Raw genomic sequence first — 21,990 nt, 5'->3', positions numbered from 1 at the left:
GCGCAGCGAGTGCCTGCCCAATTGGCGATCTGCCGCTGAAAATGCACATTTTCGGCTGTCAGAACGGCTGATTCTCGGCGTTTGGCGACCTTTTCCGAAAGGCTTCCCAGACGACCGATCGCGTTTGCTATCGATGTTTTAGGGAACATTCCTTCGATGGGTATCTACTTCCTTTTTGTTTTGCCTCCGTTTTTGCTGGGCCTGTATGCGCAGTGGAAGGTGAAATCGTCGTTCGCAGCGATGGCAGAGGTGCCGGCACGAATGTCGGGTGCCGAAGCCGCTCGTCGCATGCTGGACCGTGCCGGCTTGCAATCCGTTGGAATCGAACGGATCGCTGGTCAATTGTCGGACCACTACGACCCGCGATCCAAAGTGCTGCGACTCAGCGAAGACGTTTACTCAGGGCGTTCGATGGCTGCACTCGGTGTGGCTTGCCACGAAGCCGGGCACGCATTCCAGGACGCGCAGCACTACGCTCCGTTGGTCGTCCGCAACTTTGCCGTTCCGGCCGCGAATTTCGGCAGTGGGATCGGTGCGACGCTGCTTTTCGTTGGTGCGATCATGTCGTTCGCACCATTGATGTGGATTGGGGTCATCCTGTTCTCGGCTGTGGTGTTTTTCCAAGTCGTCAATTTGCCGGTGGAATTCAATGCATCCAGTCGTGCTCGAGAGCACTTGGTCGAGTATGGTTTGATCACGGCGCAGGAAGAACAGTATGTCGCAAAGGTTCTGAATGCTGCCGCGTTGACTTACGTTGCCGCGACATTGCAATCGATCATGACGCTGGCATATTACCTCCTGATTCTCACCAGTGGCCGACGTAGTGATTGACCCTTCTGATTACTTTGCTGCTTTGGATGCCCCCGAGACTTTGGCAACCAAAGCGGATGGGCCCGATGGCAAACTTCCGCTTTCCGACGAGATCCTTCGTTCCTGGACCAGCGGTGACCTGTTTGGGCTCACGCAAAGTGTCGGAATGGGATTCGACCCTCGTCGAGTCCTCGGCGATCAGTACTTGATCCTCAGCACTCAGGGCGGAGTGCGCAACCCCGATGGCACACCGCAAGCTCTCGGTTACCACACCGGGCACTGGGAAGTCGGTCTGCTGGGACAAGCCGCCGCCGAGCAAATTGAACGCGACGGCGGAGTTCCATTCGCCGCGTTTGTGAGCGACCCGTGCGATGGTCGCACGCAGGGCACCCACGGCATGTTTGACTCGTTGCCGTACCGGAACGACGCCGCGATTGTCATGCGACGACTGATCCGATCGCTTCCGCGTCGCAAAGGGGTGATCGGCATCGCGACGTGCGACAAAGGGCTGCCCGCCATGATGATGGCTCTCGCCGGCACTGGTCACCTCGCGAATGTTTTGGTTCCCGGCGGAGTGACATTGCCGCCAACGGTCGGCGAAGACGCGGGCAAAGTTCAAACGATCGGGGCTCGCTATAGCCGCGGCGAAATGACTCTGGAAGAAGCATCGGTTGCAGGTTGCAAAGCCTGCGGCACTCCCGGTGGAGGATGCCAGTTTCTCGGTACAGCAGCCACCAGCCAAGTGATCGCGGAAGCCCTCGGGATGACCGTCCCTCATGCGGCACTGGCTCCCAGCGGACAACCGATCTGGACTCGACTAGCTCGTGACGCAGCAGCGACGGCCGCGGCGATGCATGCCTCCGGATTATCACTCCATGAGGTGCTGACTGACAAAGCGTTTGAAAATGCAATGTTGATGCACGCAGCGGTGGGCGGAAGCACCAACCTATTGCTACACATTCCCGCGGTGGCGGCAGCCGCCGGACGACGACGACCAACCGCGGATGACTTCCGACGTATCAATCAATCCGTTCCACGGTTTGTGGATTGTTTGCCCAATGGACCAGTCGGCCATCCAACCGTTCGGCTGTTCTTGGCCGGCGGGGTCCCAGAAGTCGCTTGGCACCTTCGCGAAGCGGGCCTGTGGAACTCGGACGAAAAAACAGTCACCGGAATGACTTGGAATGAATTGCTGGATAAATGGCAGAACTCGGAACGCCGCGAAGTTTGCCGCGAACGATTGCGTGCCGCAGACGGAGTCGATCCAGATGAAGTTATCTTGCCGCCTGCGATCGCCAAGGAACGCGGTCTGACAAGCACGGTTTGCTTCCCATCAGGCAACCTGTGCCCGGAAGGTTCGGTCATCAAGGCCACCTCGATTGACCCAACCGTGATTGATGCGGATGGCGTGTATCGCAAACGCGGACGAGCCCGAGTTTTCTCAAAAGAAAGCGATGCGATTGCGGCGGTGAAGGGGCAAACGGAAAAACCAATCGAAGCCGGGGACGTGATTGTCTTGATCGGCCGTGGCCCGATTGGATGCGGAATGGAAGAGACCTACCAGATCACATCCGCACTGAAGTACTTGTCGTTCGGAAAGCATGTCGCACTCGTCACAGACGCGAGGTTCTCCGGCGTCAGCACGGGTGCATGCGTTGGCCACGTTGGCCCCGAAGCTCTCGCGGGCGGTCCAATCGGTCGAGTGCGTGACGGTGACACGGTCGAGATCATCATCGATCGCAACACTTTGGATGGACGAGTGGACTTGGTTGCCACGATCGACGGCACCGATCCCATCAAAGCTTTGCAAACCCGCCCGATTGCGGAAGGATTGGATCGAGATGAGAACATCCCCGAAGACACGAGATTGTGGGCGGCACTTCAACAAGTCGGTGGTGGCTCGTGGGGTGGATGCACCTATGACGTGGACAAAATCATCGAGACATTGAATGCTGGTCAAGCTGCACTTGCAGCACGAAACTCAGAGATGTCTCACCAGCAGGCCAGTGCCCGATGAATGCTCCCAAACGCAACATTCAAGATCCGGTCGAATATTCTCCCACCGCCATAGAGCGTGAAGGCGAACGCGGGATCCGCATTCTTTGGAACGATGGCCAATCGTCATCCTGGACCGCTCGGGAACTGCGCGACGCTTGCCCATGTGCGACCTGTCGCGAAAAACGGGGCGAAACTGGCGGGCACGAAGCGGTCACGTTGACGGATAAGAATTCAGACGCGGCAAACGGCAACAAACCTCCGCAATCGCTGGGGTTGCCCGTCTTGAGCGCGGCGGAGGCTCGTCCGCTGACCATCGAATCGATGCGTCCGGTGGGAACCTATGCGTACAACATCGGCTTCAGCGACGGACATTCGTCAGGCTTGTTCACGTTTGAACGACTGAGACGTCCTGCCGAGTGAGCGGTGTTGTCATCGGAACACCGCGGTAACACTCCACCGCGTGTTCGCGATACCAGTTCGCGGCTTTCAAAAGCTCTTCTCCGGCTGGACTTGCGATCGCTTCGAATTCCAACCGGCTGGCAAACGTGTGCAGGGTTTCACTCGGCCGTCGCACCCAACCGAGCCGACGAATGCGCCGGTCCATCCGGCGACGTTCGGCAGCCAACTGGACACTGCGTTGGTCACCAGGCTTGGTTCGGTTTCGTCGCCACAACACCGTGACCAGGAAAATCAACAAAGGCACCTGCAACCAACGGAACAACGTGACCAGAGTATCGGTCGCTCGCATGGACGCCCACCAACTCAAGATGGGAGCAAACCAACTTCGTGTAACGTCCTCGGTTTGCTCATTGCTTCCGCCGCCACCGGCACCCGGCAGCGACACTTCCTGGTGCTGCATGGAGAGATAAGAACGCCCCGGCGTCGACTCGACCGGCAACCATCGTGATGCGTCCTCGTCGTAGTACTCTACCCAAGCGTGCGCGTCTCGGTTACGAGCCAGATACGCCTCCCCCGCATCGTCCAGTTCGTCCATGACGTAGCCCGTCACGTAACGAGTTGGAACACCTACCGTCCGCAACATCAACGCGGTCGCGCTGGCAAACAACTCGCAGTGAGCCGGATGCCGACTTTGAATGAAGTGAGTCAACGGATCGACCTTCGGTGGAACGGTGATCGGATCAAGTGAGTACTCGTAGTTCCGTTTGAAGAACTGAGCGACCCGATCCGCACGTTCGGCGTTGGTCTTCACACCATCCATCAAACCTTCGGTCAACATTTTGAGTTGCGACTGAAACTCAGATTCCACACGCAACAAAGCTTCGCGATCCTCCTCACCCAACACTTCGGCCGGAGGATTTTCTTGAACTCCAGCCACCCAAGGCCAACGAACATCCACTCCGTACCCCAGCAATCCATGCGGCGTGATTCCGACGCCTTCACCCGCCAACTCAATCCACCGAGTCGCCGCGGGCAAGAACACTTTTTGTCCTTTGCTCGGTTCACCGTGAATCTCAACGGTCCCGACAAAGCGTCCGCCGGCAATGTCTGTTGACTCAACACCGTTCCAGTTCATCAACTCGATCGATGGATCGACTTCGTCTTCAACCGATCCAATTCGCATGGAATAACGTTGGCGAAAATGATCATCCGTGTTTTGAAGCGACATCGTCGCAACCCCATCGGGACGCAGAAAGCGAGCTTCCGCAACACGCCGGACACCACTGCCGGGAGGTGACTGAAAGATCCACTTGCGAGACGTTCGCCAACGTCCGTTGCTGTAGGAATCGTAAACATTCCCGCGAAGGTAACCGGGTTTTGTCTCGGCGAAACCTTTTAAAGCGAGTGCTGCTGGGTCGCTAAGAATCGACTCGCGAACGTTGCCCAAACGTGACCCGGTGACATAGCGATCCGTTCCGCCCCAACCTCGACTCGAAGTCGCTTCCAAACGATCGTTTAGTTGGGCCATCACGCCCGCTTGAACATCCGGCAGGAACCATATCGTGGCATGGGTGGTTGCGGACGCGGCGATTAACATCGCGAACAATGCCATGAACCGATACAGCGCCCCGCCAATTCGCTTGGGGGCTTCCTCATACGAATGTGGTCCGGCGGCTGCCTGTTCCTTTGACAAACCACTGTTCATCGCCCGAGTCGCCAACACAAAGCCGATGCACACGGTCAAACCCAACGCGGATTGTGCCGTGACGGTTGTACTGAGTCCGCCACCAGCGACCGACATCAACACCACGGTCATCCCTAACACCAACATCATGACGTGGCCACGACGAGGCCAATGCATCCACAACACGCACATCAGCATGAAAGCCGCATGGCCAATCGAATCGACCGCAACCAACAACACGTTGGGCGTGCCTTGCAACGCGGGATAGAAACGCCATGCAAAGACGATCAGAATCGAACCGATCATTGCTGAAAACAACACGCCACCGCGAGCCGCTCGCATTTTCCAACTGGCGTTCGATAAGATTGGTTCCGGCCAACGAAGGCGGACAAAGACCACAACAACCAAGCTGATTGTGGCGACCAAGATACATGCGGGCGAAGTCACAAATGTGCCGCCCAAGAACCAAGCCAAACCAATCGTCAACGCACCCAGCACAACGCGATCGTCCGACAACCAATCACGCCACTCCATCGGTTCTTCGTGCATCAAAGATGTCATGCCAGCACCTTCGCCGGGTCGTTATCGATCGTTGAAACGGCCGTGCCACCAAAGCCTTCCCGCGAATCCTCGTTGATGTTCAACCACATCAAATCTGGCAAATGCGACAGATCAGCCGCCTCTCTTTCGCGACGCGAAAACACGACCCCGTGGAATGCGCCGCCCGCCTGCGGCATCGCATGCAAGACGTCTTGTGCCATGCTAGCATCAACCGGCTCCGCCTCGGCCAATGCCATCAGCAGTGGCGTCGGGTCGGAAGCTCCCTCGCACAACACCGAACGCAACTTTCCATTCCGCTCTTGGCTTTGAATCACCGAGGGTGCCTGCCATGGGACAACCAAACGCACTTGCACGTTCGCGCCGACCAGAGTCTCCAGTCCTGCTGAAGCGATCGACAACAAACGCTCCAGCGAGGCGTCTTCGTCATCCGTGTATCGACGCCATCGTGAGATCGGCGTGACCGCAACTTCCGATTCAACGGGCGTGGTGTCGATGAATACCGTGACGGTCTGCTTTGCCGCGGAATTGAACTCTCGCAAGATCGGTTTGCCTAGGCGAGCCCACGATGCGAAATCCCACCGACGCACGGGCATGCCAGCGCGATATTCGCGGCTGCCGACATAGTGCTGGTGGTCACCTTGCGACAAACCAACGGCCAATCCACGCAGGCTCGCGTGAATCATTTGCCAAGCCATTTCGCTGTCCCAATCCAGTCGTCGCGGCGTGATGACCATCGACTCGCCACTGTCGAGCCACTGGGTCGATCGGAACAAGTGAAAAGGAAACAAAGACTCGACTCGGACCGGAGGCATTTCATGGACACCTCGCCTGAGAAACGTCAACGATTGCTCAATCGTCGATGTTGCTCCCGGAGCAATGTCAGGAATCCATTGCATCGCAGACGCATCCAACGGCATCTCGATGTCTCGTCGCCCATGCTTGCGGCGACTGTGATCCAGCCCCGCGCACAGACTCATCGCTGGCAAGCGACCTTCGTGGATCAATGAGATACGGGCCACAAAGCTTTCACCGGCTCGCACCGCCAATGGCACATCCAAAGTCACTTTCAAACGAGGCGACATGAGTCGGTTGACGATCCAACCCACCACAAACATTGCAAAGCAACTGGCGAACATGCCCATCCAGGGATACCCCCAAACGATGTTCAGCGACACGATGCCCATCAACAACAACGTCACCGAGCCGCCAGTCATGCTTCGCCGCAACGCCAGCCACCACACGATGGGGTTGCACCATCGAAGAGCTTTTAAAACCAAGCGACGTCGTGACCAATGCGTTTTTCGCGATGCGGAGGCGTCCCGTTTCATTGATCGTCTTTCAAACTGGAACCGGAACTTGATCCACAATGGACGCGACGATTTGGCGACTCTCGTTCGATGTCGCGGTTCCGTGGCGAGTGCTCACACGGTGAGCCAACACCGCCGTTCCCAATTGTTGAACATCATCGGGCAAAACAAAGTCTCGGCCCATCAACACGGCGCGAGCCTGCGATGCTCGCATCAACATTTTGCTGCCCCGCGGACTGCATCCAACCCGCAAACGAGAATCTTGTCGCGTGGCTGTGGCCAATGCGACCACGTAAGCGGCAACCTTTCGATCGGTTCGAATTTGACGCACCCAGGTTTGCAACAAAGTCAATTCTTCGGCCTGCATCACGGGTTGCAAAGCGGCTACCGGTTCCGCTTCGGACTGATCCAGCAACAGATCGATCTCGCTTTCGGTGTCGGGATAATCCATCGACAAACGAAACAAGAACCGGTCCAGCTGTGACTCGGGCAACGGAAACGTGCCTTCGAATCCCGCCGGGTTTTGAGTCGCGATCACCATGAACGGATGCTTCAGATCGTAACGTTCACCGTCAATCGTGACTTGCGATTCCGCCATCGCCTCCAGCAGTGCGCTTTGCGTTCGTGGTGAGGCTCGGTTGACTTCATCGGCAACCAACAGATTGCAGAACACCGGTCCCGGACGGAACTCAAACTCACCTTTGGACTGCAAGTAGATCGGCCCACCCAAAATGTCTGCGGGCAACAAATCGGGCGTGCACTGAATGCGTTGATATTCCAGATCAATCAAACGCGAAACAGATTTCGCCAGCGTTGTCTTACCAACACCGGGAACGTCTTCGAGCAACACGGACCCTTCGGCGAGCAAGGCGATCAAGACCGCTTCGATGACATCGTCCTTCCCGCGGATCACTTGCCGCAGCCGAGTGGACACCTCTTGCAGATGACGCCACGGGAGCTGCAACTCATCCGGCAACGTGGACTTGGGATTTTGGGCCACCGTCAACGCTTCCGCGGCGGGCGTCACATGTTGAGTAGGAGAATACAAAACGAATCACGCAGGATGAGAGGACGAGTGAAATGCAAAAGAATTCGGAGTGGATCAATTCGTTTGAGACGATGCGTCTTCGTCGGCGCTTGGCTGTTCCATTGCCGCCTTCGTTTTCACCAAGCAATGAAAACCATAGCAACGTTCTTCGTCTTCGCGTTCTTCCACCGACGTTTGCAGGATTTCTTGGACCTGATTCATGCGGTCAGCATCGAGTGCCATCGACAACACTCGCTGTTGACCATCGGGTCCCAAAACAGCCGTGGTCAGCACCGCGACGGTTCCAGGATGCTTCAACGCCTCAATGATATTCTCTCCGACCTGCTGTTCCGCGTTCTTGATTGTGGTCACAAATTGAGTCAATTGGGCGGAATCAGGTGGGTTCGCCACGCGAAAGTTGGACATGTCCTCGGGTCCAGGCTGCTTCTCCGCGGCATCATCAGAAGGAAGAGACGACGAATTCATGAACAATTGACCAATTACTGAGATGAGCAAAAACAGGAACGAGGTGGGTCCGTCAAACCCGTAGACAAGAAGACGAGAGGGTTTCAATTCGCCCAAACCCTGCGATCACATGGCATTCTTCGATGTGCATCACGTGAAAGAAGAAATCCCCGAACCCCGCCACCATTCGCGAATTCGGGTGCTTCTGCAAGAAGGCGTCCCGAACATTCATATCATCTTCATGCGGCAAGCGAACAATTTGACCCATCAATGTGGCACGCGGAGCGGCCATTGGATCGGAATCAGGAGAAGTCTCTTCGCAAAGTAGGAGCGACACGGCGGGGCACTTCGCCAGGTTCTGAGTGTGTTTTGCCAGACCGCTCAGCAGCATCGCCATCGAAGTTTCACCGACTCGAGCCACCGTGACAAGCGACACATATGGTCGTGGCGATGCATCGGAATCCGCCATCTGTGTTGCCAGCGAACCGACGGTGCATTGATTCATCAGGCCCGAAACGATGTCGGCGGTGGAGGGTTCAGACGTCGACATGCGGCTTCACCATCTTGCGATGCGGCAGAGAAATTTCAGTGAAGGTTTCTCCCACAGCGGTGTAGCCCGCCTTTTCATAGAAACCAATCGCAGTTTCTCGAGCGTTCAGTTGGAATTGCGAGTAGCCCTTTTTCTCCAATGCCGACTCGACCTCTCCAAGCAATTTCGCGCCGAGTCCCTCGCCTTGTTTTTCCGGATCAACCGCCATTTGACGCAATTTGACAGCACTGGATGTCAGAGGTTTTGCTGACAAAACGGCCACCAGGTTTTCAGATCCATTTCGCAATCCGAAGTGCAAATCCGCGTATTCGCCATCCAATTCCTCGGCCGTCAGACGGAGCCCCAAAGGTTCGCGCAGCACCCGATGCCTCAGATCCAATGCCTCCTGGTACAGCGGCGTGCACCATTCGATTTCGAGGAATTCCAATCGTCTGCCTCCCGGTCTCGTCAAACGTCGAGTTGATCGCCTCTTGGCAATGACGGGGACGATTGTAGCCGAATCAGCAGGTTTTCACCCGTGTGCGTCTTTTTGACCGACCGGCGATCAGTCACTCGTACTCATCGAATTCGTCTGGACCGCCACAAATGGGATCGAGAACCAAACCGCTCCAGTTCACCATTCGCACCGCGGTCGGCCACAAACTGAAAATGCAGGCAATGGCGATCACGGTCCCCAATTCATCCAATGCCCATGGCAGTTCGACTCGCGCGACCAAGCAACCGGCGGCGGTGAAGCATGCGGCGGAAATCAGGATGCCGGCGCGATATGCCCATGCGACTCGGCGGCTGACTCGGCATGCCGTGTAGATTTCTCGAGTTGGGTTGTCCCACTGAGCGATGAAACTGCGAAGCGCAACGCCGCGAGAATAGTGCCGAAGTCCATTGAGAAGCGAATCGAAACGACACTTCAAATAAATTTTGGGCAATCGAAAATGAATCACCGCCCCGACGATCATCATCACAACGGCCAATATCAAGAACGACCAAGCCGGCACGAGTGGCGTGGGTGAGTCCCCGCGAGTGGCTCGCAACATGACCGAATGAGCCAAACTCGTTTGCAATGGAAATGCAGCCAAGACAATCAAACACCCGCGAAGCGCACGTCGCTCAGTCGCCAGGTCCGACAACCGCAATTTGCGACGAGTCAGCAGGGGAAACCAATGCTTGACCCGCACACCAAAGGCTCGCGACAAGATCGGAAACACATACGCGGTCGTTGCCATAAACAACAACAACGCCAATCCCCAATTCGTCCAAACGATTGTGTCACGACCGATCGATGACAAAACCAACATCAGTTGAGTGGTTTCGGTGGCGACACATGCCAATGACGTGGCCAATGCGATCGCCCCCACGGCAGCCAATGAGATTGCCACCGAACGTGTCGATTGTTTGACAGCAGAAAGAGGTGCAGGTTTCCAGAGCAAAGGAACGCCAGTTGTGCAGCGCTCACGCACCAGATCGCTCGTCCACGGCAGCGAAAACTGTCGACGAGCTGACTAACTGGGGTGGCAGGGTTGGGGATAAGTGAGATGCCAGCGGCCATGTCCACCGTGCAAATGCGATGCACCGGTAGCCAGAGCGGCCAATAAAGCATGGGTCACATTAGTTCCCCAAGTCGTTAGAGGCAAACGTTTTACGAACGACCGGGGAGATCGAACACCCCCTGGAAGTGCGATCCTCACAACCGTCACATTCGAACGCTCTTCCCGCGTGACCAAACGTGTCACGGACCTTGCGAACAATCTTTTCAGTGAGACGTGACCCACACGTCACTCCGGCCTCCCGCCCCACTGACGAAGGTTTTTCGAATGACTCAGCTTTCTCTCTTCGACGCCATCGCACCGGTTTCCCCCGTGATCGCATCGGTCTCCGCAACCGCGGCACCGGCAACTCACACCGCACCGGCAACTCAATCATCCGTGATGCCAATCATCGCGGCATCGAAGTCCAATGGGTCGGACAACACTTTGTTGGCTCTCGCCGAATTGATCCGCGAAGGCCGGGAGCAGCTCAAAGCTCAGCAGGCGTCGACCGAACGCCCCATCCAGCGAATCGGCGATCTTGCTCAAGCCGTTTTGCGTCGCCACGATTTGGTGGCCCGTCGCCGTGCCGCGTCGCAGCAGAAGGCCAGCGACTTTGACGCTGCCGACGACAACGTTCAGGTCGCTTCCTGATCCAAGCCGATGGAAGCTTCGGCTGACTCGTTGCCCGCGACACTTTTCTTCTTCGTGGAAGACGTCTCTTTCGCAGTAGCTTCCGCTTTTTTGGCTTCGGATCCCTTTTTGGCCTCGGATTCCCGGGCGATTTGAGCCTTGTGGCGACTGCGGATTCTCCACGCGGTCATCAAACACCCGAGTACAAAGCTGACGCCGGAACTGCCCAGCAGCAGCAACGTCAGTGGGTATTCGCCACTGAAAAACAGAATGGTTAGCGGCACCGCGTCTTGGTTTTGAAACGCCACGATGACGACGACCAAGACGGCCGCCAACGACAAAAACCAGCGGATTTTCTGGAGCATGTGAAATCGGCGAGGGTGATTTCTCGCGAAAAAAGGGATTTGCTAGCAAATGTTTGCTAGGATCAATGGACTGACCAAACGAGGCAGGCAGCAAGACGATGCCAAACAGCATTTCCACCAAAAGTATCTCCGTTCCACGCCGATTGACCGCGTCCACCGGCGTGTTGGAACAGGCTCCCGAACAGCAAACCTTTGCTTTCTGGGAGGAATCAGTGGCTCCTTCCACTGTAACCTCAATCACCAAGCGTCGTCACGCAGCCCCCCCGCTCCCCTCCAAACCAGCCAAGCAAAGCAACAACCAAGCTCTCGTTCCTTCTGGACGGGCCAAGCAAAGCGTCTCCCTCTCCGCACTTCACACATCCTCTGGGAAAGCCGAGCAAAGCGTCTCTCCCTCCACACTTCACCCTCCCTCTGGGAGGGTCGAGCGAAGCGAGGGGAGGGCCGAGCCAAACGAGGGTAAAGCCGAACACGCCCCCACCACTCGCGAGGCGTTGCTGCAAAAACTGCGTCGCCAAACCGAAGCGATCTCAGACCCGCTCGTCGCGACCGATTCCACCCCGCGTTTTTCGACTGGGTCTTCGGCGTTGGATTCTTGGTTACCCGGCGGCGGAATGAGACGCGGCACGATCAGCGAATGGATCGCGGAAACCGAAGGCGGCGGCGCGGGCACACTTTCCTTGCTCGCCGCGGCCCAGATTTTGGGAACGGCCAACCAACCTCATCCACCGGCGCATGCTCACCACGACGGTCCCGTCATCGTCGTCGACCCCGGTGGCCATTTCTATGCTCCCGCCGCGATCGCTTGCGGCATCCCTGCCGAACGAATCGTTTGGTGTCGAGTCACCAACCGCCGCGACGCGGTGTGGACGCTCGACCAAGCCCTCCGGTGCGGTTCCGTCGCCGCGGTGTGGTCGATGTTGCCTTGGAATCTGAACGATCGCGACGCACGACGGTTGCAACTCGCCGCTGAAACCGGCCAAACTCCAGGTCTGCTTGTGCGAACCGCGTCGGCGGGGCGCCGGCCCTCGTTTGCTTCGGTTCGCTGGCACGTCCGGTCGGTGCCTGCTCAGCCCGAACAAATCGTTCCGCTTCCTCGGTCCCGTTCCGCCTTGCCACCCACCAACCTTCGTCGCTATCGCGATCTCCGGGTCGCTCATGTGACGATGCCCCGAGCCAAAACCAACGCGGCCCGCCAAGCTTTCCTGGCGATCACCCCCGACGCGATGCTGCATGATTTGGATTCGCGGCCCTTCCTCGCTGCTCATTCGAACTCTGTTTCCCACTCGAACCCGGTTGGTGACACCGCAACCGCTGACACATCCACGGCAAACACTCATGAAAAGGCTGCTGTGCATTTGGCTGCCCAACTGGCCCGTCCAACGTCGACGCGCCGAGAGCCTCCTCAGCGCCAACCCGAATCACAGCGACCCAGGGATCAGCGACCCAGCGACCAACGACAAAACAACCGCCGAGCCGCGGGATAGCACAAGCAAAACTTCGCCACTTCACCCTCTCTCCAAAAGAGCCGAGCGAAGCATCTCCACCTCCGCTATTCACACGTCCTCCGGGAAGGCCGAGCAAAGCGTCTCCCCCTCCACACTTCACCCTCCTCCTGGGAAAGCAGAGCGAAGCATCTCTTCCTCCGCACTTCACCCTCCCTCTGGGAGGGTCGAGCGAAGCGAGGGGAGGGCCGAACCTGAACTTCCCACTCACCCGTCCGCCCCCCAAGCCGCCACCGCGCCGCTGATCCTTTGGCATGCCGACCCGCGTCGCGGAAGAATCGTGGCGGCGAGTTGTCAACGTGCCGCGGCCATGGGCGTGCGATTGGGCATGCCGATCGCGCAAGCCGTCGACATCACTACCACGCTGGCCGACCAGCACAACTCCGGCCGAAACGTCGCGAATCAAAGCGTCCCGCCAATCCCCACCGCGATCATTGACGAACATGATCGTGTCGCCGATCGACGAGCGTTGCATTCGTTGGCGACCGAACTGCAAAGCCATCTGTGTCCGCAGATCGCATTGGAAACACTCGACCGATTCAAATGGGCCGGACGCTTTCGACATGATCCCGAAGCACTTGTCGCGGAGATCGACGGCGTCACACATTTGTTCGATGACGAACCAGGCTTGCTCGCTGCCGCGGCCACTATTCTGAAACGCCGTCACCTGAACGCCCGCCTGGCAATCGCCAGCACTCTCGGGGCAGCTTGGGCACTCGCCACCCATGCGCCCTCTCAAACGCGAACCAAAGATCCAGCCAAGAACCACTTCGACTTCTTCTTGGCCCCCGCCAATCGCACCCGCGATGCACTGCAAACGTTGCCGCCATCCGCATTGCGTTTAAATCCAACGGATGTGGAAACCTTGCAACGATTGGGAATCGAAACCATCGGCTCGCTCTTGCAATTGCCTCGCAGCGGATTGGCCACTCGCATCGGTCACGGTTTGTGCAACCGTATCGCTCAAGCACTGGGAGAAGTCGACGAACCCATTCTCGCGATCGACATTCCCACCGAACACACCGCGTCCTTGGAACTGGAATATCCAACCGACGCGGTTGACTTGATTCGCGACCGGATCATTCGTTTGATCGAATCCGCCACCGCATCCTTGCGTCCACTAGGAAGAGGCGTGCTGCGTTTGCGATGCCAAATCGACTTCACCGAGTCGCCATCCGTGACGCTCGAATCCGGACTGTTCTCGCCAACGTTGGACCTGAATCACCTCAGCAACTTGATGATTGGCGCATTTGAATCGCATGCTTGTCAGTCCAAGGTTTCGCATCTTCGATTGGACGTACTACAAGACGCGATCCTCGCCAGCACTCAACCGTCGATCTTCGGCCCCGGCTTTGAAAGCGACACGCAAACCGATTGGACGCGTCAAACCGACATCGCTCGATTGATCGATTCGTTGAGCGGTCGCTTGGGAGAAGAATCCGTGCGAGGCGTCCGCATCAATCGCGATCCGTTGCCCGAAGACACTGTCACGGATTTCCCGCTGACCCAATCAAGTGGTCGCAAACTTGCCACCACCCGGCCGCGGCGACGCCCCAAATCCAAAGCATCCTCGGCCGCGGAATCGCGTGACGAATCTCATGGTCGTCATGGCGGTGGAACTCGCAACGGAGTGCCAACGCCCCATGATGCCGGACGCCGGCCGCTTCAACTGCATTCATCACCTCAGCGACTCACGCCACTGGGACATGGCCAAGCCCCACCCGGTGAAAATCAGTTCCCCCCCAAATTTCGTTTTCGCGGAAGAGTGTGGAACGTGCATCAACATTGGGGCCCCGAACGGATCGAAACACGATGGTGGCAAGGCCCAATGGTTCGCCGCGATTACTTCCGTGTGGAACTGGACGATGGAGCACGATGGTGGATTTTTCGCGATCTCAATCATCCGACCGATTGGCAACTTCATGGTTGGTTCGATTGATAAATCTTGCCTAACGGTGCATAATGAAGCTCCACTGGATCGAGCGTAGAAAGTCCCCACCTTTTGCTTTTACTCCACGTTGGCAACCGTCATCGCGTTGACGCGCCGCCCTCCTGGACGCTCCTCCCTCCCGCCTTCCGAACTCCCGCCCATGTTCGCCCAACCGTTCCGTGCGAATGCGCGTGCACTGTTCGCAATATTTTGCTGGGCATGCCTTCCAGGAACCTGCTTGATCGCGGAAGAGCGTTTGAATGCTCCCGCCCCTTCGCTGTCCTTGGAAGAAACCAAGCGGCACGGCGCGAGTCGTTCGAAATATCTCGAGCCCACCACTCAACCGAACGAAACGAAAACGCCACAAGCCGACCTACAAACCTTTCGCGATGTCATCGCACCCATCCTGGAAGAGTCCTGCGTCGACTGCCACGGCCCCGACAACGAAGAGGGCAACATCCGAGTCGACACGCTCGATCCAAACTTGATGCAGGGTGACGACGTTCAATGGTGGGTCGAAGTCTTAGCGGTTCTCAACAACGGCGAGATGCCACCGCCGGACGAAGTCGAGATGGACGACGACGATCGAAGCACCGTGGTGGAATGGTTGTCAGGCGAAATCCAAACCGCATCTTCGGTTCGGCGAGCGACCGGTGGCCACTCATCGTTTCGTCGCCTGACACGTTACGAAACCAACCACGCGTTGCAAGATTTGCTCGGCCTGCCATACGAATTCGCGAAAGATCTTCCGCCCGAAGCTCATTCGGATGATGGCTTTCAAAACAGCTCCGAAATGCTGCACATGACGGTCAAGCAGTTGGACACCTATCGCCAACTCGCTCGACAAGCACTTGATCGCGCCATCGTGCTGGAAGAACAACCCGCTCCGATGTACTGGAGCATCAGCATGAAGCAGAACAGCAAGATCGACCGTCACCAACAACAATCCAAACTCGACCAAGTTGCCGAGAAACACAAAGACGATCCCGCCAAACAAAAACAAGAAGTCGATGCCCTTCGCGAGACATTCCAGGACATCCCGCGAGACACCCATTATCGCGACCTCACCAACGGCCAAAAGGTCTCGGCAAGCTGGGCCTATCAAGGTGCACGTTATGCGATGGCTCCGGAAGATGCGCCGCGAGTCATGCCGCCGACCTTCGATCACGTGGCGGTGTTGCCTGGCGGTCGCAATCAAAAACTGATCATTGAACTGGGGGATCAACTTCCAGATCAGGGAATCATGCGGGTTCGCGTTCGAGCGTCCTGGTTGAAAGACGACGAATCGACCGGCAAACAAACGCAGCCACCCAGCCTTCAACTGGAATTTGGTTGGCGGGCCAGCAATGAAGGCCGTGCGGACATGCGAGTCAGCGTCGCTGACACTCTTGTGGAAGCGTCACCTGACGAACCACAGATCTATGAATGGGACGTTCCATTGGGCGATATCTATCCACGAAATTCCGTCCGTGGAACATCAAGAATGGGTGTGACGCCCAGCCCATCAGAATACATTCGGTTCATCAACAGCTCCGTATCGAAGGCTGCCATCCAAATCGACCATGTTGAAGTGGTGGCTCCCGTGAACGATCAATGGCCACCCGAATCACACCAGCAGATTTTCATCGCCAGCGAGCATCGTGACGATGAGCCTCGGTACGCCAAGGAAGTTCTGGCCGCATTCATGCATCGGGCTTGGCGACGACCGCCGACCGAAGCCGAACTGGAACGCAAACTCAAGTTATTCGACGCGATTCGCGGACAATGCGATTCGATGGAAGAAGCCATTTCAGAAGTCCTCGCATCCGTCCTTTCATCACCCAATTTTCTGTACGTGGTTCGCTCGGCTGAAACGAACGATGCAGAAACGTCGATTGATCGATTGTCGCCGAACGAGTTGGCAACACGACTGGCATTGTTCTTGTGGTGTAGCGTCCCGGACTCCGAACTGCTCGAACTCGCAAGCGAAAATCAGTTGTCATCGGCCGAGCACCTCAAGACGCAAGTTCGTCGCATACTGGCTGACCCGAAGGCGGAACGCTTCAGCAAGCATTTCGTCCATCAATGGCTCGACCTTCAGTTGTTGGACTTTCTCAACGTCAACGAAACCAAACCCAAACTCAGCCCGTTGTTGAAGGAAGCGATGCAGCGTGAACCGATCGCGTTCTTCCACGAACTACTGCATGAAGACGAAAGCGTCCTTCAATTCATCCACGCTGATTTCGCGATGGTCAACGAACGATTGGCCCGTCACTATCAAATCCCCAATGTCTATGGCAATCATTTTCGCCGCGTTCGACTGAACTCTGATCCCCGGCGAGGCGGTTTGCTGACCCAAGCTGGTTTGTTGGCGATGAACTCGGATGGAACCGACTCGCATCCGCTCAAACGTGGCGTTTGGTTGCTGGAGAGCATTCTCAACGACCCGCCACCACCGCCGCCGCCCGCGGTGCCTGAGATTGATTTGGCCGATCCCGAAATCGCGAAGATGACGCTGATCGAACGCATGGCCAATCACCGCAATCACCCCGCATGCATGTCGTGTCATTCCAAGATCGATCCTTGGGGAATCGCCTTTGAAAACTACGACGCGGTTGGTCGCTGGCGTGATTCCATCAACGGCAAACCCGTCGTCGCATCGGCCACGTTGTTCAATCAACAAGAACTTGCCGGCGTCGAAGGTCTCAAACGATACCTGCTGGAACATCGCCAGGATCAATTTGTCCGTGGGATGGTCCATAAACTGGCAACTTACGCGTTGGGGCGTCCGCTCACATTTTCGGACCACTCCAGCATCGACGAAATCACCGCCGAAGTCCGCCAACGCGGCGATGGCCTCGCGACGATGATCGAGCAATTGGTCACCAGCGACCTGTTTCAATCCAAGTAGCACTCGTCTCTTTTTGTTTTCGAACAACTAGCTCCCGCCAAGATCGCAGTCCTGAAGGAACCTTTGATGACACTGAATCTAAACGGCTTGGACCGACGTCGCTTTCTTCGCGGAACCGGAGTCGCGTTGGCACTGCCACTGCTTGAATCCGTCGCGATGGCTGGCCCCCGATCATCTGAACCGCCTCAGGACCCAAAGCGTTTGGCATGTTTCTACTTCCCCGATGGCGTGCCCATGCCGCTGGTGGAAGATCCGGCCTACAAGGATTGGTCTTGGTTCCCCCATGGCACGGGAGATGATTTCAAGTTCACCAAAGCATTGTCACCGCTGGAGCCACTACGAGATGAGATCAGTGTCCTTTCCGGATTTTCGCATCCGAAATCCCGAAGCGTCCACGGGCACTCCAATGCCGATCAATTTTTGACCGCCGCCGACACCGGATCCAACGGTCCCTACAAGAATTCCATTTCGCTGGACCAGATCTACGCAGAGCACATCGGCAACCAAACCCGGTATTCTTCGTTGGTGATGTCGACCGATGGTGGCACCGGCACGCCACGTGGAACCCACACGCTTTCGTTCAATCGAAATGGACGAGCGATCCCGGCGGAGAATCGCCCCAAACGCATCTTCGACATGCTGTTTGTCAAAAGCGATGAGGACGCCGCCCGTCGATTGGCGATCAGCCAAAGTGCGTTGGACGACTTGCTGGCCGATGCGAGGTCACTTCGCAAAACGCTTTCGTCGAACGATCAATCCAGTTTGGATGAGTACCTTGATTCCGTCCGTGAAGCGGAGATCAAAGTCGAAAAAGCAAAGCACTGGCTCAAAACACCTCTGCCAACCGTCAGCGCTGATCATCTGAACCTCAACCTGACGCCCGATGAACCGCGTCAGTACCTGCAGACAATGTTCGAAATGATTTTCTTAGCGTTCAAAACCGATTCGACTCGTGTTGCGACCTATCAAATCGGTCGAGAAAACGGTGTGGGGATCAGCGATCACTTGGCCCGTGCTGTTGGTTTCAGCCTGGCTCACCAACTGTCACACGAGACGAAGAACCCCGGCGGGTGGAAGAACTTTGCGATCTATTGCCAGTTTCTCAATGAGGAATTTGGCCGCTTCGTCGGCAAGCTGAAATCAACTGAGGAACCTGCCGGTCGTGGGTCGATGCTGGACAACACGCTGCTGTTGTTTGGCTCGGCGTCCAGTGCCTTTCACCTATCTCGTAACTACCCGCTGATTTTGGCCGGTGGCAAGAACATGGGATTCAAGCATGGCAAGTATCTCAACAATGCGGGCTCGAACCCGCAGGGTGGTGCTTGGGATGGCGGCCGGGAACCTTGGCAGCAAGAGATCTCACACGAAGATCGCCCGCTCTCGAATCTGTTCGTCACCATGCTTCAGCAGCTCGATGTTCCTGCCGAATCGTTTGCCGACAGCGATGGAAAAGTCACGGAACTGATCTGAGTCCCTGCGGGACACTTGGTCGCCAAACCACAGATCAAAGCTCCCCAGCCGTATGCCGGCAACCTCCCGTAGCCGGATTCGCTAGCCACCCCGCCAGGCACAGCCTGGCCTACGTCCGTCGCAACCCGCCGCGTTAGCAAGGGCGTCCCTCCATAGCCGGATTCGCCAGAATTCGGACTCCAACCAACGCAAGCATCTGAATTTTGGCGAATCCGGCTACCAAGACGTAGTAGTGTCGGCAGCTCACCGTTTGGGAATATCTGACGTCGAAAAGGCGTCAGGCAACAGCTCAGAAAGACGTCGCATTTGTTGGTCACCGTCGATGACATCGATGGTGTAGACGTAGAGGTCGGATCCGAATTCTGCCAGCACTTGCCGGCACGCCCCACAAGGCATCGCTCCGCCAATACTGGCGATCGCAACCGCATGGAACATTCGGTATCCACCAGCGACAGCGGTACAAACGGCTGTGCGTTCGGCGCACTGTGTCAACGAATAACTTGCGTTTTCAACGTTGCATCCTTCCACGATACGTCCATCGTGCGTCAGCAGAGCCGCACCGACATAGAAGTGGCTGTGCGGGGCGTAGGCATGATCGCGAGCCGAAATAGCCGCCTGGATCAAACGTTGGACATCTTCGTCGCTGGGAGGATCAATTTCGGATGCGTGACTGTGTACGTCGGTCATGGCAGGATAGAGAGACAAGGAAGTAGACTCGCCGAAGTGAGGTGCAGATTCCGCCATCAGATGCCAATAGAGTACCCGCCTACATCCGTAAAGCAATGCGACAATATACGTCGAAAACACCTCCGCCGAGATTGACCCCCGAAACCTCGACGTGATGCCTTCATTTTACCACAACACATCCAGCGTTCCGTCCGTCCGAAATCGCTTCAGGTGCGTTAACATGTTAGGCCCACCTTCAATATCTCCATTGGTTCCAAGTGTTCCTGAAATGCCTTTGAATTTCGCCTCTCTTCGCATGGCACCCCGACTCACACCCATCCGACCGAACCGTTTGCTGAATCGCCTTCCGTTGATGCTGGTGGCCCTCGCAGTCGCAGTCGTCTTCAGTTCGTTCGAGGCACGCGCCGACGAAACCGCCCAAGACAGCGCTCGATCACTTTCGCGAGCCTTCCGCGACGCCGCTCGCGAAGCCAACCCTTCGGTCGTGACGGTGTTTTCCTACGGGCAAAATCAAACACTCTCCGGGGAAACTCAGGACGAGCCCAAGGAAGAAACGGACGAGGAATCACCCGACGAATCGGTCGGCCCAATGCCACCTAAACAATCCGAGGACGGCGAATTTGAACTCAGCGGTCTGGGGTCGGGTGTGATCATCAATCCCTTTGTCGATGCGACCGATCACGACGAAGAAAAGGACGAATCGATCTATTGGGTGATGACCAACAACCACGTCATCACCAATGCAAAGAAGGTTGTCGTTCAACTGCCAAACGAAACCGAACTGGTGGCGAAGAAGGTGCATGGAGACTCGGCCAGTGACATTGCCGTGCTGCAAATCACATCGGACGAACCGCTCAAGATCGCTCAATATGGCGACTCCAAGAGTCTAGACATTGGCGACTGGGTACTCGCAATTGGCAGTCCTTTCAAACTGGAAGCAACCGTCAGTGCCGGCATCATCAGCGCAAAGAATCGAAGGCTCGACCGCATCCGTCGCAGTCGTCTTCTGCAAACTGACGCGGCGATCAACCCTGGCAATTCCGGTGGCCCACTGGTCGACTTGGATGGCAACGTGATCGCAATCAACACGGCGATTGCCACTCGCAGCGGCAGCTACCAAGGGATCGGTTTCGCCGTGCCGATTGATCAGGCCAAATGGATCGCTCGTGAATTGGCTTCTTTCGGAACCGTCCGTCGATCAACCATGGGAATCACCACCGTGGAACTCAACGCAAAGATGTCCAAGATGTTCAAACTGCAGGAGGGAATGGGTGTGCTCGTTTATGAAATCATCCGCGATAGCCCCGCCGATCGAGCAGGTCTAAAAAAGCTCGATGTGATCACCGAGTTCGCGGGACAGGAATTTCGCAAAGCAATTGATCTTCGCGAAGCAATCGAACGAGAACCCGTTGGTTCAACCCAAACATTGAAAGTGATTCGCAAAGGCGAAGAGATCGAGCTCGAAGCCATCCTGGCTCCGGTCGATGATCCAACCGCTACGCCAGATGACGAAGCCGAAGAAGAATGATCGAACACACGTCGGTCGGTGCACTTCAACGAGGCTCGCGCTGAATTTGACGCAAGCCTCTCGTACAAACATCGTGAAGCGTGCGCATCCTTCACTCCGTGGCAGCTCGCTTCGGCAGCACCCAATTCGGACGAGGGAAATGGCACGTGTAGCCATTTGGCACTTTCTCGAGGTAGTCCTGGTGCTCCGGCTCGGCTTCCCAAAAATCGCTGACCGGTTCGACTTCGGTCACCACTTTGCCCGGCCATAAACCCGAGGCGTTCACATCTGCGATCGTGTCCAACGCGATTTGCTTCTGCTCCTCATCGACATAGTAAATTGCGGAACGGTATGACGGACCGCGATCATTGCCCTGACGGTTGGGCGTGGTTGGGTCATGGATCTGAAAAAAGAACTCCAGTAACTGACGATAACTCGTCTTCTCCGGATCAAACAGAATCTCGATGCCCTCGGCGTGATTGCCATGATTGCGGTACGTCGCGTTGGGGACTTCGCCGCCGGTGTATCCCACCCGGGTGGACTCAATGCCAGGCAGCTTGCGAATCAAGTCCTGCATGCCCCAGAAACATCCGCCTGCTAACACCGCTCGCTCTGTCATGACTTATCTCCATTGAATTTGATCGGATAATGCATCGTCTTCCAGCCCGCGTGGATTACTCCA

Annotated in this window: 19 protein-coding genes; 9 read left to right on the top strand and 10 right to left on the bottom strand. The window is 56.7% G+C overall.

The genetic code is table 11. The features are described from left to right. Nucleotides 1-156 precede the first annotated feature (156 nt). From RB_RS24730 to RB_RS24720, 3 genes are read left to right on the top strand one after another with little or no spacing between them, the layout of a single operon-like run. A complete protein-coding gene (locus tag RB_RS24730) occupies nt 157-831 on the top strand; it encodes a zinc metallopeptidase (protein WP_007331623.1) in 675 nt (224 codons plus the stop codon). Continuing rightward, nucleotides 812-2,827, top strand: coding sequence for a YjhG/YagF family D-xylonate dehydratase (locus RB_RS24725; protein WP_011123489.1), 2,016 nt, complete (start codon nt 812-814; stop codon nt 2,825-2,827). Before RB_RS24730 ends, RB_RS24725 begins: the two co-directional genes overlap by 20 nt. Further along, a complete protein-coding gene (locus tag RB_RS24720; RefSeq protein WP_011123488.1) occupies nt 2,824-3,228 on the top strand; it encodes a DUF971 domain-containing protein in 405 nt (134 codons plus the stop codon). The genes RB_RS24725 and RB_RS24720 overlap by 4 nt, the downstream gene beginning before the upstream one ends. Here RB_RS24720 and RB_RS24715 read toward each other — a convergent pair. The 7 genes from RB_RS24715 to RB_RS24685 form a co-directional block, all read right to left on the bottom strand. Further along, a complete protein-coding gene (locus RB_RS24715; RefSeq protein WP_011123487.1) occupies nt 3,194-5,452 on the bottom strand; it encodes a transglutaminase-like domain-containing protein in 2,259 nt (752 codons plus the stop codon). The genes RB_RS24720 and RB_RS24715 overlap by 35 nt on opposite strands. Next, nucleotides 5,449-6,780: a DUF58 domain-containing protein gene (locus RB_RS24710; RefSeq protein WP_164922469.1), complete on the bottom strand. Its 1,332-nt coding sequence runs from the start codon at nt 6,778-6,780 to the stop codon at nt 5,449-5,451. Before RB_RS24710 ends, RB_RS24715 begins: the two co-directional genes overlap by 4 nt. Before the next feature lie 10 nt (nt 6,781-6,790). Next, nucleotides 6,791-7,786, bottom strand: coding sequence for an AAA family ATPase (locus tag RB_RS24705; protein WP_007335663.1), 996 nt, complete (start codon nt 7,784-7,786; stop codon nt 6,791-6,793). Between the two features lie 75 nt (nt 7,787-7,861). Next, the gene (locus RB_RS24700) at nt 7,862-8,272 is read right to left on the bottom strand and encodes a hypothetical protein (protein WP_007326244.1); all 411 of its coding nucleotides are present in this window, start codon (nt 8,270-8,272) and stop codon (nt 7,862-7,864) included. 52 nt (nt 8,273-8,324) lie between these two features. Further along, entirely contained in the window at nt 8,325-8,801 is a 477-nt protein-coding gene (locus RB_RS24695; RefSeq protein WP_007326245.1) for a PNPOx family protein, read from the bottom strand. Then, nucleotides 8,788-9,228 (bottom strand): GNAT family N-acetyltransferase, encoded by a 441-nt coding sequence (locus RB_RS24690; RefSeq protein WP_007331629.1) that lies wholly within the window; start codon nt 9,226-9,228, stop codon nt 8,788-8,790. Before RB_RS24690 ends, RB_RS24695 begins: the two co-directional genes overlap by 14 nt. Before the next feature lie 121 nt (nt 9,229-9,349). Then, nucleotides 9,350-10,177 carry a hypothetical protein gene (locus RB_RS24685; RefSeq protein WP_007331630.1) on the bottom strand — a complete coding sequence of 276 codons (828 nt, stop codon included), beginning with the start codon at nt 10,175-10,177 and terminating at the stop codon, nt 9,350-9,352. A 435-nt stretch (nt 10,178-10,612) separates the two neighbouring features. Between RB_RS24685 and RB_RS24680 the strand changes: the two genes are divergently transcribed. Further along, entirely contained in the window at nt 10,613-10,978 is a 366-nt protein-coding gene (locus tag RB_RS24680; RefSeq protein WP_164922468.1) for a hypothetical protein, read from the top strand. Here RB_RS24680 and RB_RS24675 read toward each other — a convergent pair. Beyond that, on the bottom strand, nt 10,963-11,322 hold the full coding sequence (locus RB_RS24675; RefSeq protein WP_007326249.1) for a LapA family protein: 360 nt from the start codon (nt 11,320-11,322) through the stop codon (nt 10,963-10,965). The genes RB_RS24680 and RB_RS24675 overlap by 16 nt on opposite strands. Before the next feature lie 98 nt (nt 11,323-11,420). On the opposite strand from RB_RS24675, the gene RB_RS24670 reads away from it, so the two are divergent. The 4 genes from RB_RS24670 (at nt 11,421) to RB_RS24655 (ending at nt 19,114) form a co-directional block, all read left to right on the top strand. Continuing rightward, nucleotides 11,421-12,806 (top strand): ImuA family protein, encoded by a 1,386-nt coding sequence (locus tag RB_RS24670; protein ID WP_011123478.1) that lies wholly within the window; start codon nt 11,421-11,423, stop codon nt 12,804-12,806. A gap of 328 nt (nt 12,807-13,134) precedes the next feature. Beyond that, on the top strand, nt 13,135-14,763 hold the full coding sequence (locus RB_RS24665) for a Y-family DNA polymerase (RefSeq protein ID WP_164923031.1): 1,629 nt from the start codon (nt 13,135-13,137) through the stop codon (nt 14,761-14,763). Between the two features lie 151 nt (nt 14,764-14,914). Continuing rightward, the gene (locus RB_RS24660; RefSeq protein ID WP_164922467.1) at nt 14,915-17,644 is read left to right on the top strand and encodes a DUF1592 domain-containing protein; all 2,730 of its coding nucleotides are present in this window, start codon (nt 14,915-14,917) and stop codon (nt 17,642-17,644) included. Between the two features lie 66 nt (nt 17,645-17,710). Beyond that, a complete protein-coding gene (locus RB_RS24655; protein ID WP_007326881.1) occupies nt 17,711-19,114 on the top strand; it encodes a DUF1552 domain-containing protein in 1,404 nt (467 codons plus the stop codon). A gap of 243 nt (nt 19,115-19,357) precedes the next feature. Here the strand turns inward: RB_RS24655 and RB_RS24650 are convergent, their stop codons facing one another. Next, entirely contained in the window at nt 19,358-19,801 is a 444-nt protein-coding gene (locus RB_RS24650) for a cytidine deaminase (protein ID WP_007326882.1), read from the bottom strand. Nucleotides 19,802-20,069: 268 nt separating this feature from the next. Here RB_RS24650 and RB_RS24645 point away from each other — a divergent pair, with 268 nt between their 5' ends. Beyond that, the gene (locus tag RB_RS24645; protein WP_231845954.1) at nt 20,070-21,329 is read left to right on the top strand and encodes a S1C family serine protease; all 1,260 of its coding nucleotides are present in this window, start codon (nt 20,070-20,072) and stop codon (nt 21,327-21,329) included. Nucleotides 21,330-21,420: 91 nt separating this feature from the next. Here the strand turns inward: RB_RS24645 and msrA are convergent, their stop codons facing one another. Then, on the bottom strand, nt 21,421-21,927 hold the full coding sequence (gene msrA, locus RB_RS24640; RefSeq protein ID WP_011123472.1) for a peptide-methionine (S)-S-oxide reductase MsrA: 507 nt from the start codon (nt 21,925-21,927) through the stop codon (nt 21,421-21,423). Between the last annotated feature and the right edge of the window lie 63 nt (nt 21,928-21,990).

The organism is Rhodopirellula baltica SH 1 (assembly GCF_000196115.1).
In the GTDB taxonomy this organism is placed as follows: Bacteria; Planctomycetota; Planctomycetia; order Pirellulales; family Pirellulaceae; genus Rhodopirellula; species Rhodopirellula baltica.
The sequence above is the reverse complement of the archived record's forward strand: the minus strand, read 5'-3'. Positions and strand labels throughout refer to the sequence as shown.

Excerpts from the sequence above, each read along its gene's own strand:
- RB_RS24730 (WP_007331623.1), top strand. The coding sequence starts at position 157 with ATGGGTATCTACTTCCTTTTTGTTTTGCCTCCGTTTTTGCTGGGCCTG.
- RB_RS24720 (WP_011123488.1), top strand. The coding sequence starts at position 2,824 with ATGAATGCTCCCAAACGCAACATTCAAGATCCGGTCGAATATTCTCCC.
- RB_RS24715 (WP_011123487.1), bottom strand. The coding sequence starts at position 5,452 with ATGACATCTTTGATGCACGAAGAACCGATGGAGTGGCGTGATTGGTTG.
- RB_RS24710 (WP_164922469.1), bottom strand. The coding sequence starts at position 6,780 with ATGAAACGGGACGCCTCCGCATCGCGAAAAACGCATTGGTCACGACGT.
- RB_RS24700 (WP_007326244.1), bottom strand. The coding sequence starts at position 8,272 with ATGAATTCGTCGTCTCTTCCTTCTGATGATGCCGCGGAGAAGCAGCCT.
- RB_RS24695 (WP_007326245.1), bottom strand. The coding sequence starts at position 8,801 with ATGTCGACGTCTGAACCCTCCACCGCCGACATCGTTTCGGGCCTGATG.
- RB_RS24680 (WP_164922468.1), top strand. The coding sequence starts at position 10,613 with ATGACTCAGCTTTCTCTCTTCGACGCCATCGCACCGGTTTCCCCCGTG.
- RB_RS24675 (WP_007326249.1), bottom strand. The coding sequence starts at position 11,322 with ATGCTCCAGAAAATCCGCTGGTTTTTGTCGTTGGCGGCCGTCTTGGTC.
- RB_RS24670 (WP_011123478.1), top strand. The coding sequence starts at position 11,421 with ATGCCAAACAGCATTTCCACCAAAAGTATCTCCGTTCCACGCCGATTG.
- RB_RS24665 (WP_164923031.1), top strand. The coding sequence starts at position 13,135 with ATGGGCGTGCGATTGGGCATGCCGATCGCGCAAGCCGTCGACATCACT.
- RB_RS24660 (WP_164922467.1), top strand. The coding sequence starts at position 14,915 with ATGTTCGCCCAACCGTTCCGTGCGAATGCGCGTGCACTGTTCGCAATA.
- RB_RS24655 (WP_007326881.1), top strand. The coding sequence starts at position 17,711 with ATGACACTGAATCTAAACGGCTTGGACCGACGTCGCTTTCTTCGCGGA.
- RB_RS24650 (WP_007326882.1), bottom strand. The coding sequence starts at position 19,801 with ATGACCGACGTACACAGTCACGCATCCGAAATTGATCCTCCCAGCGAC.
- RB_RS24645 (WP_231845954.1), top strand. The coding sequence starts at position 20,070 with ATGCCTTTGAATTTCGCCTCTCTTCGCATGGCACCCCGACTCACACCC.
- msrA (WP_011123472.1), bottom strand. The coding sequence starts at position 21,927 with ATGACAGAGCGAGCGGTGTTAGCAGGCGGATGTTTCTGGGGCATGCAG.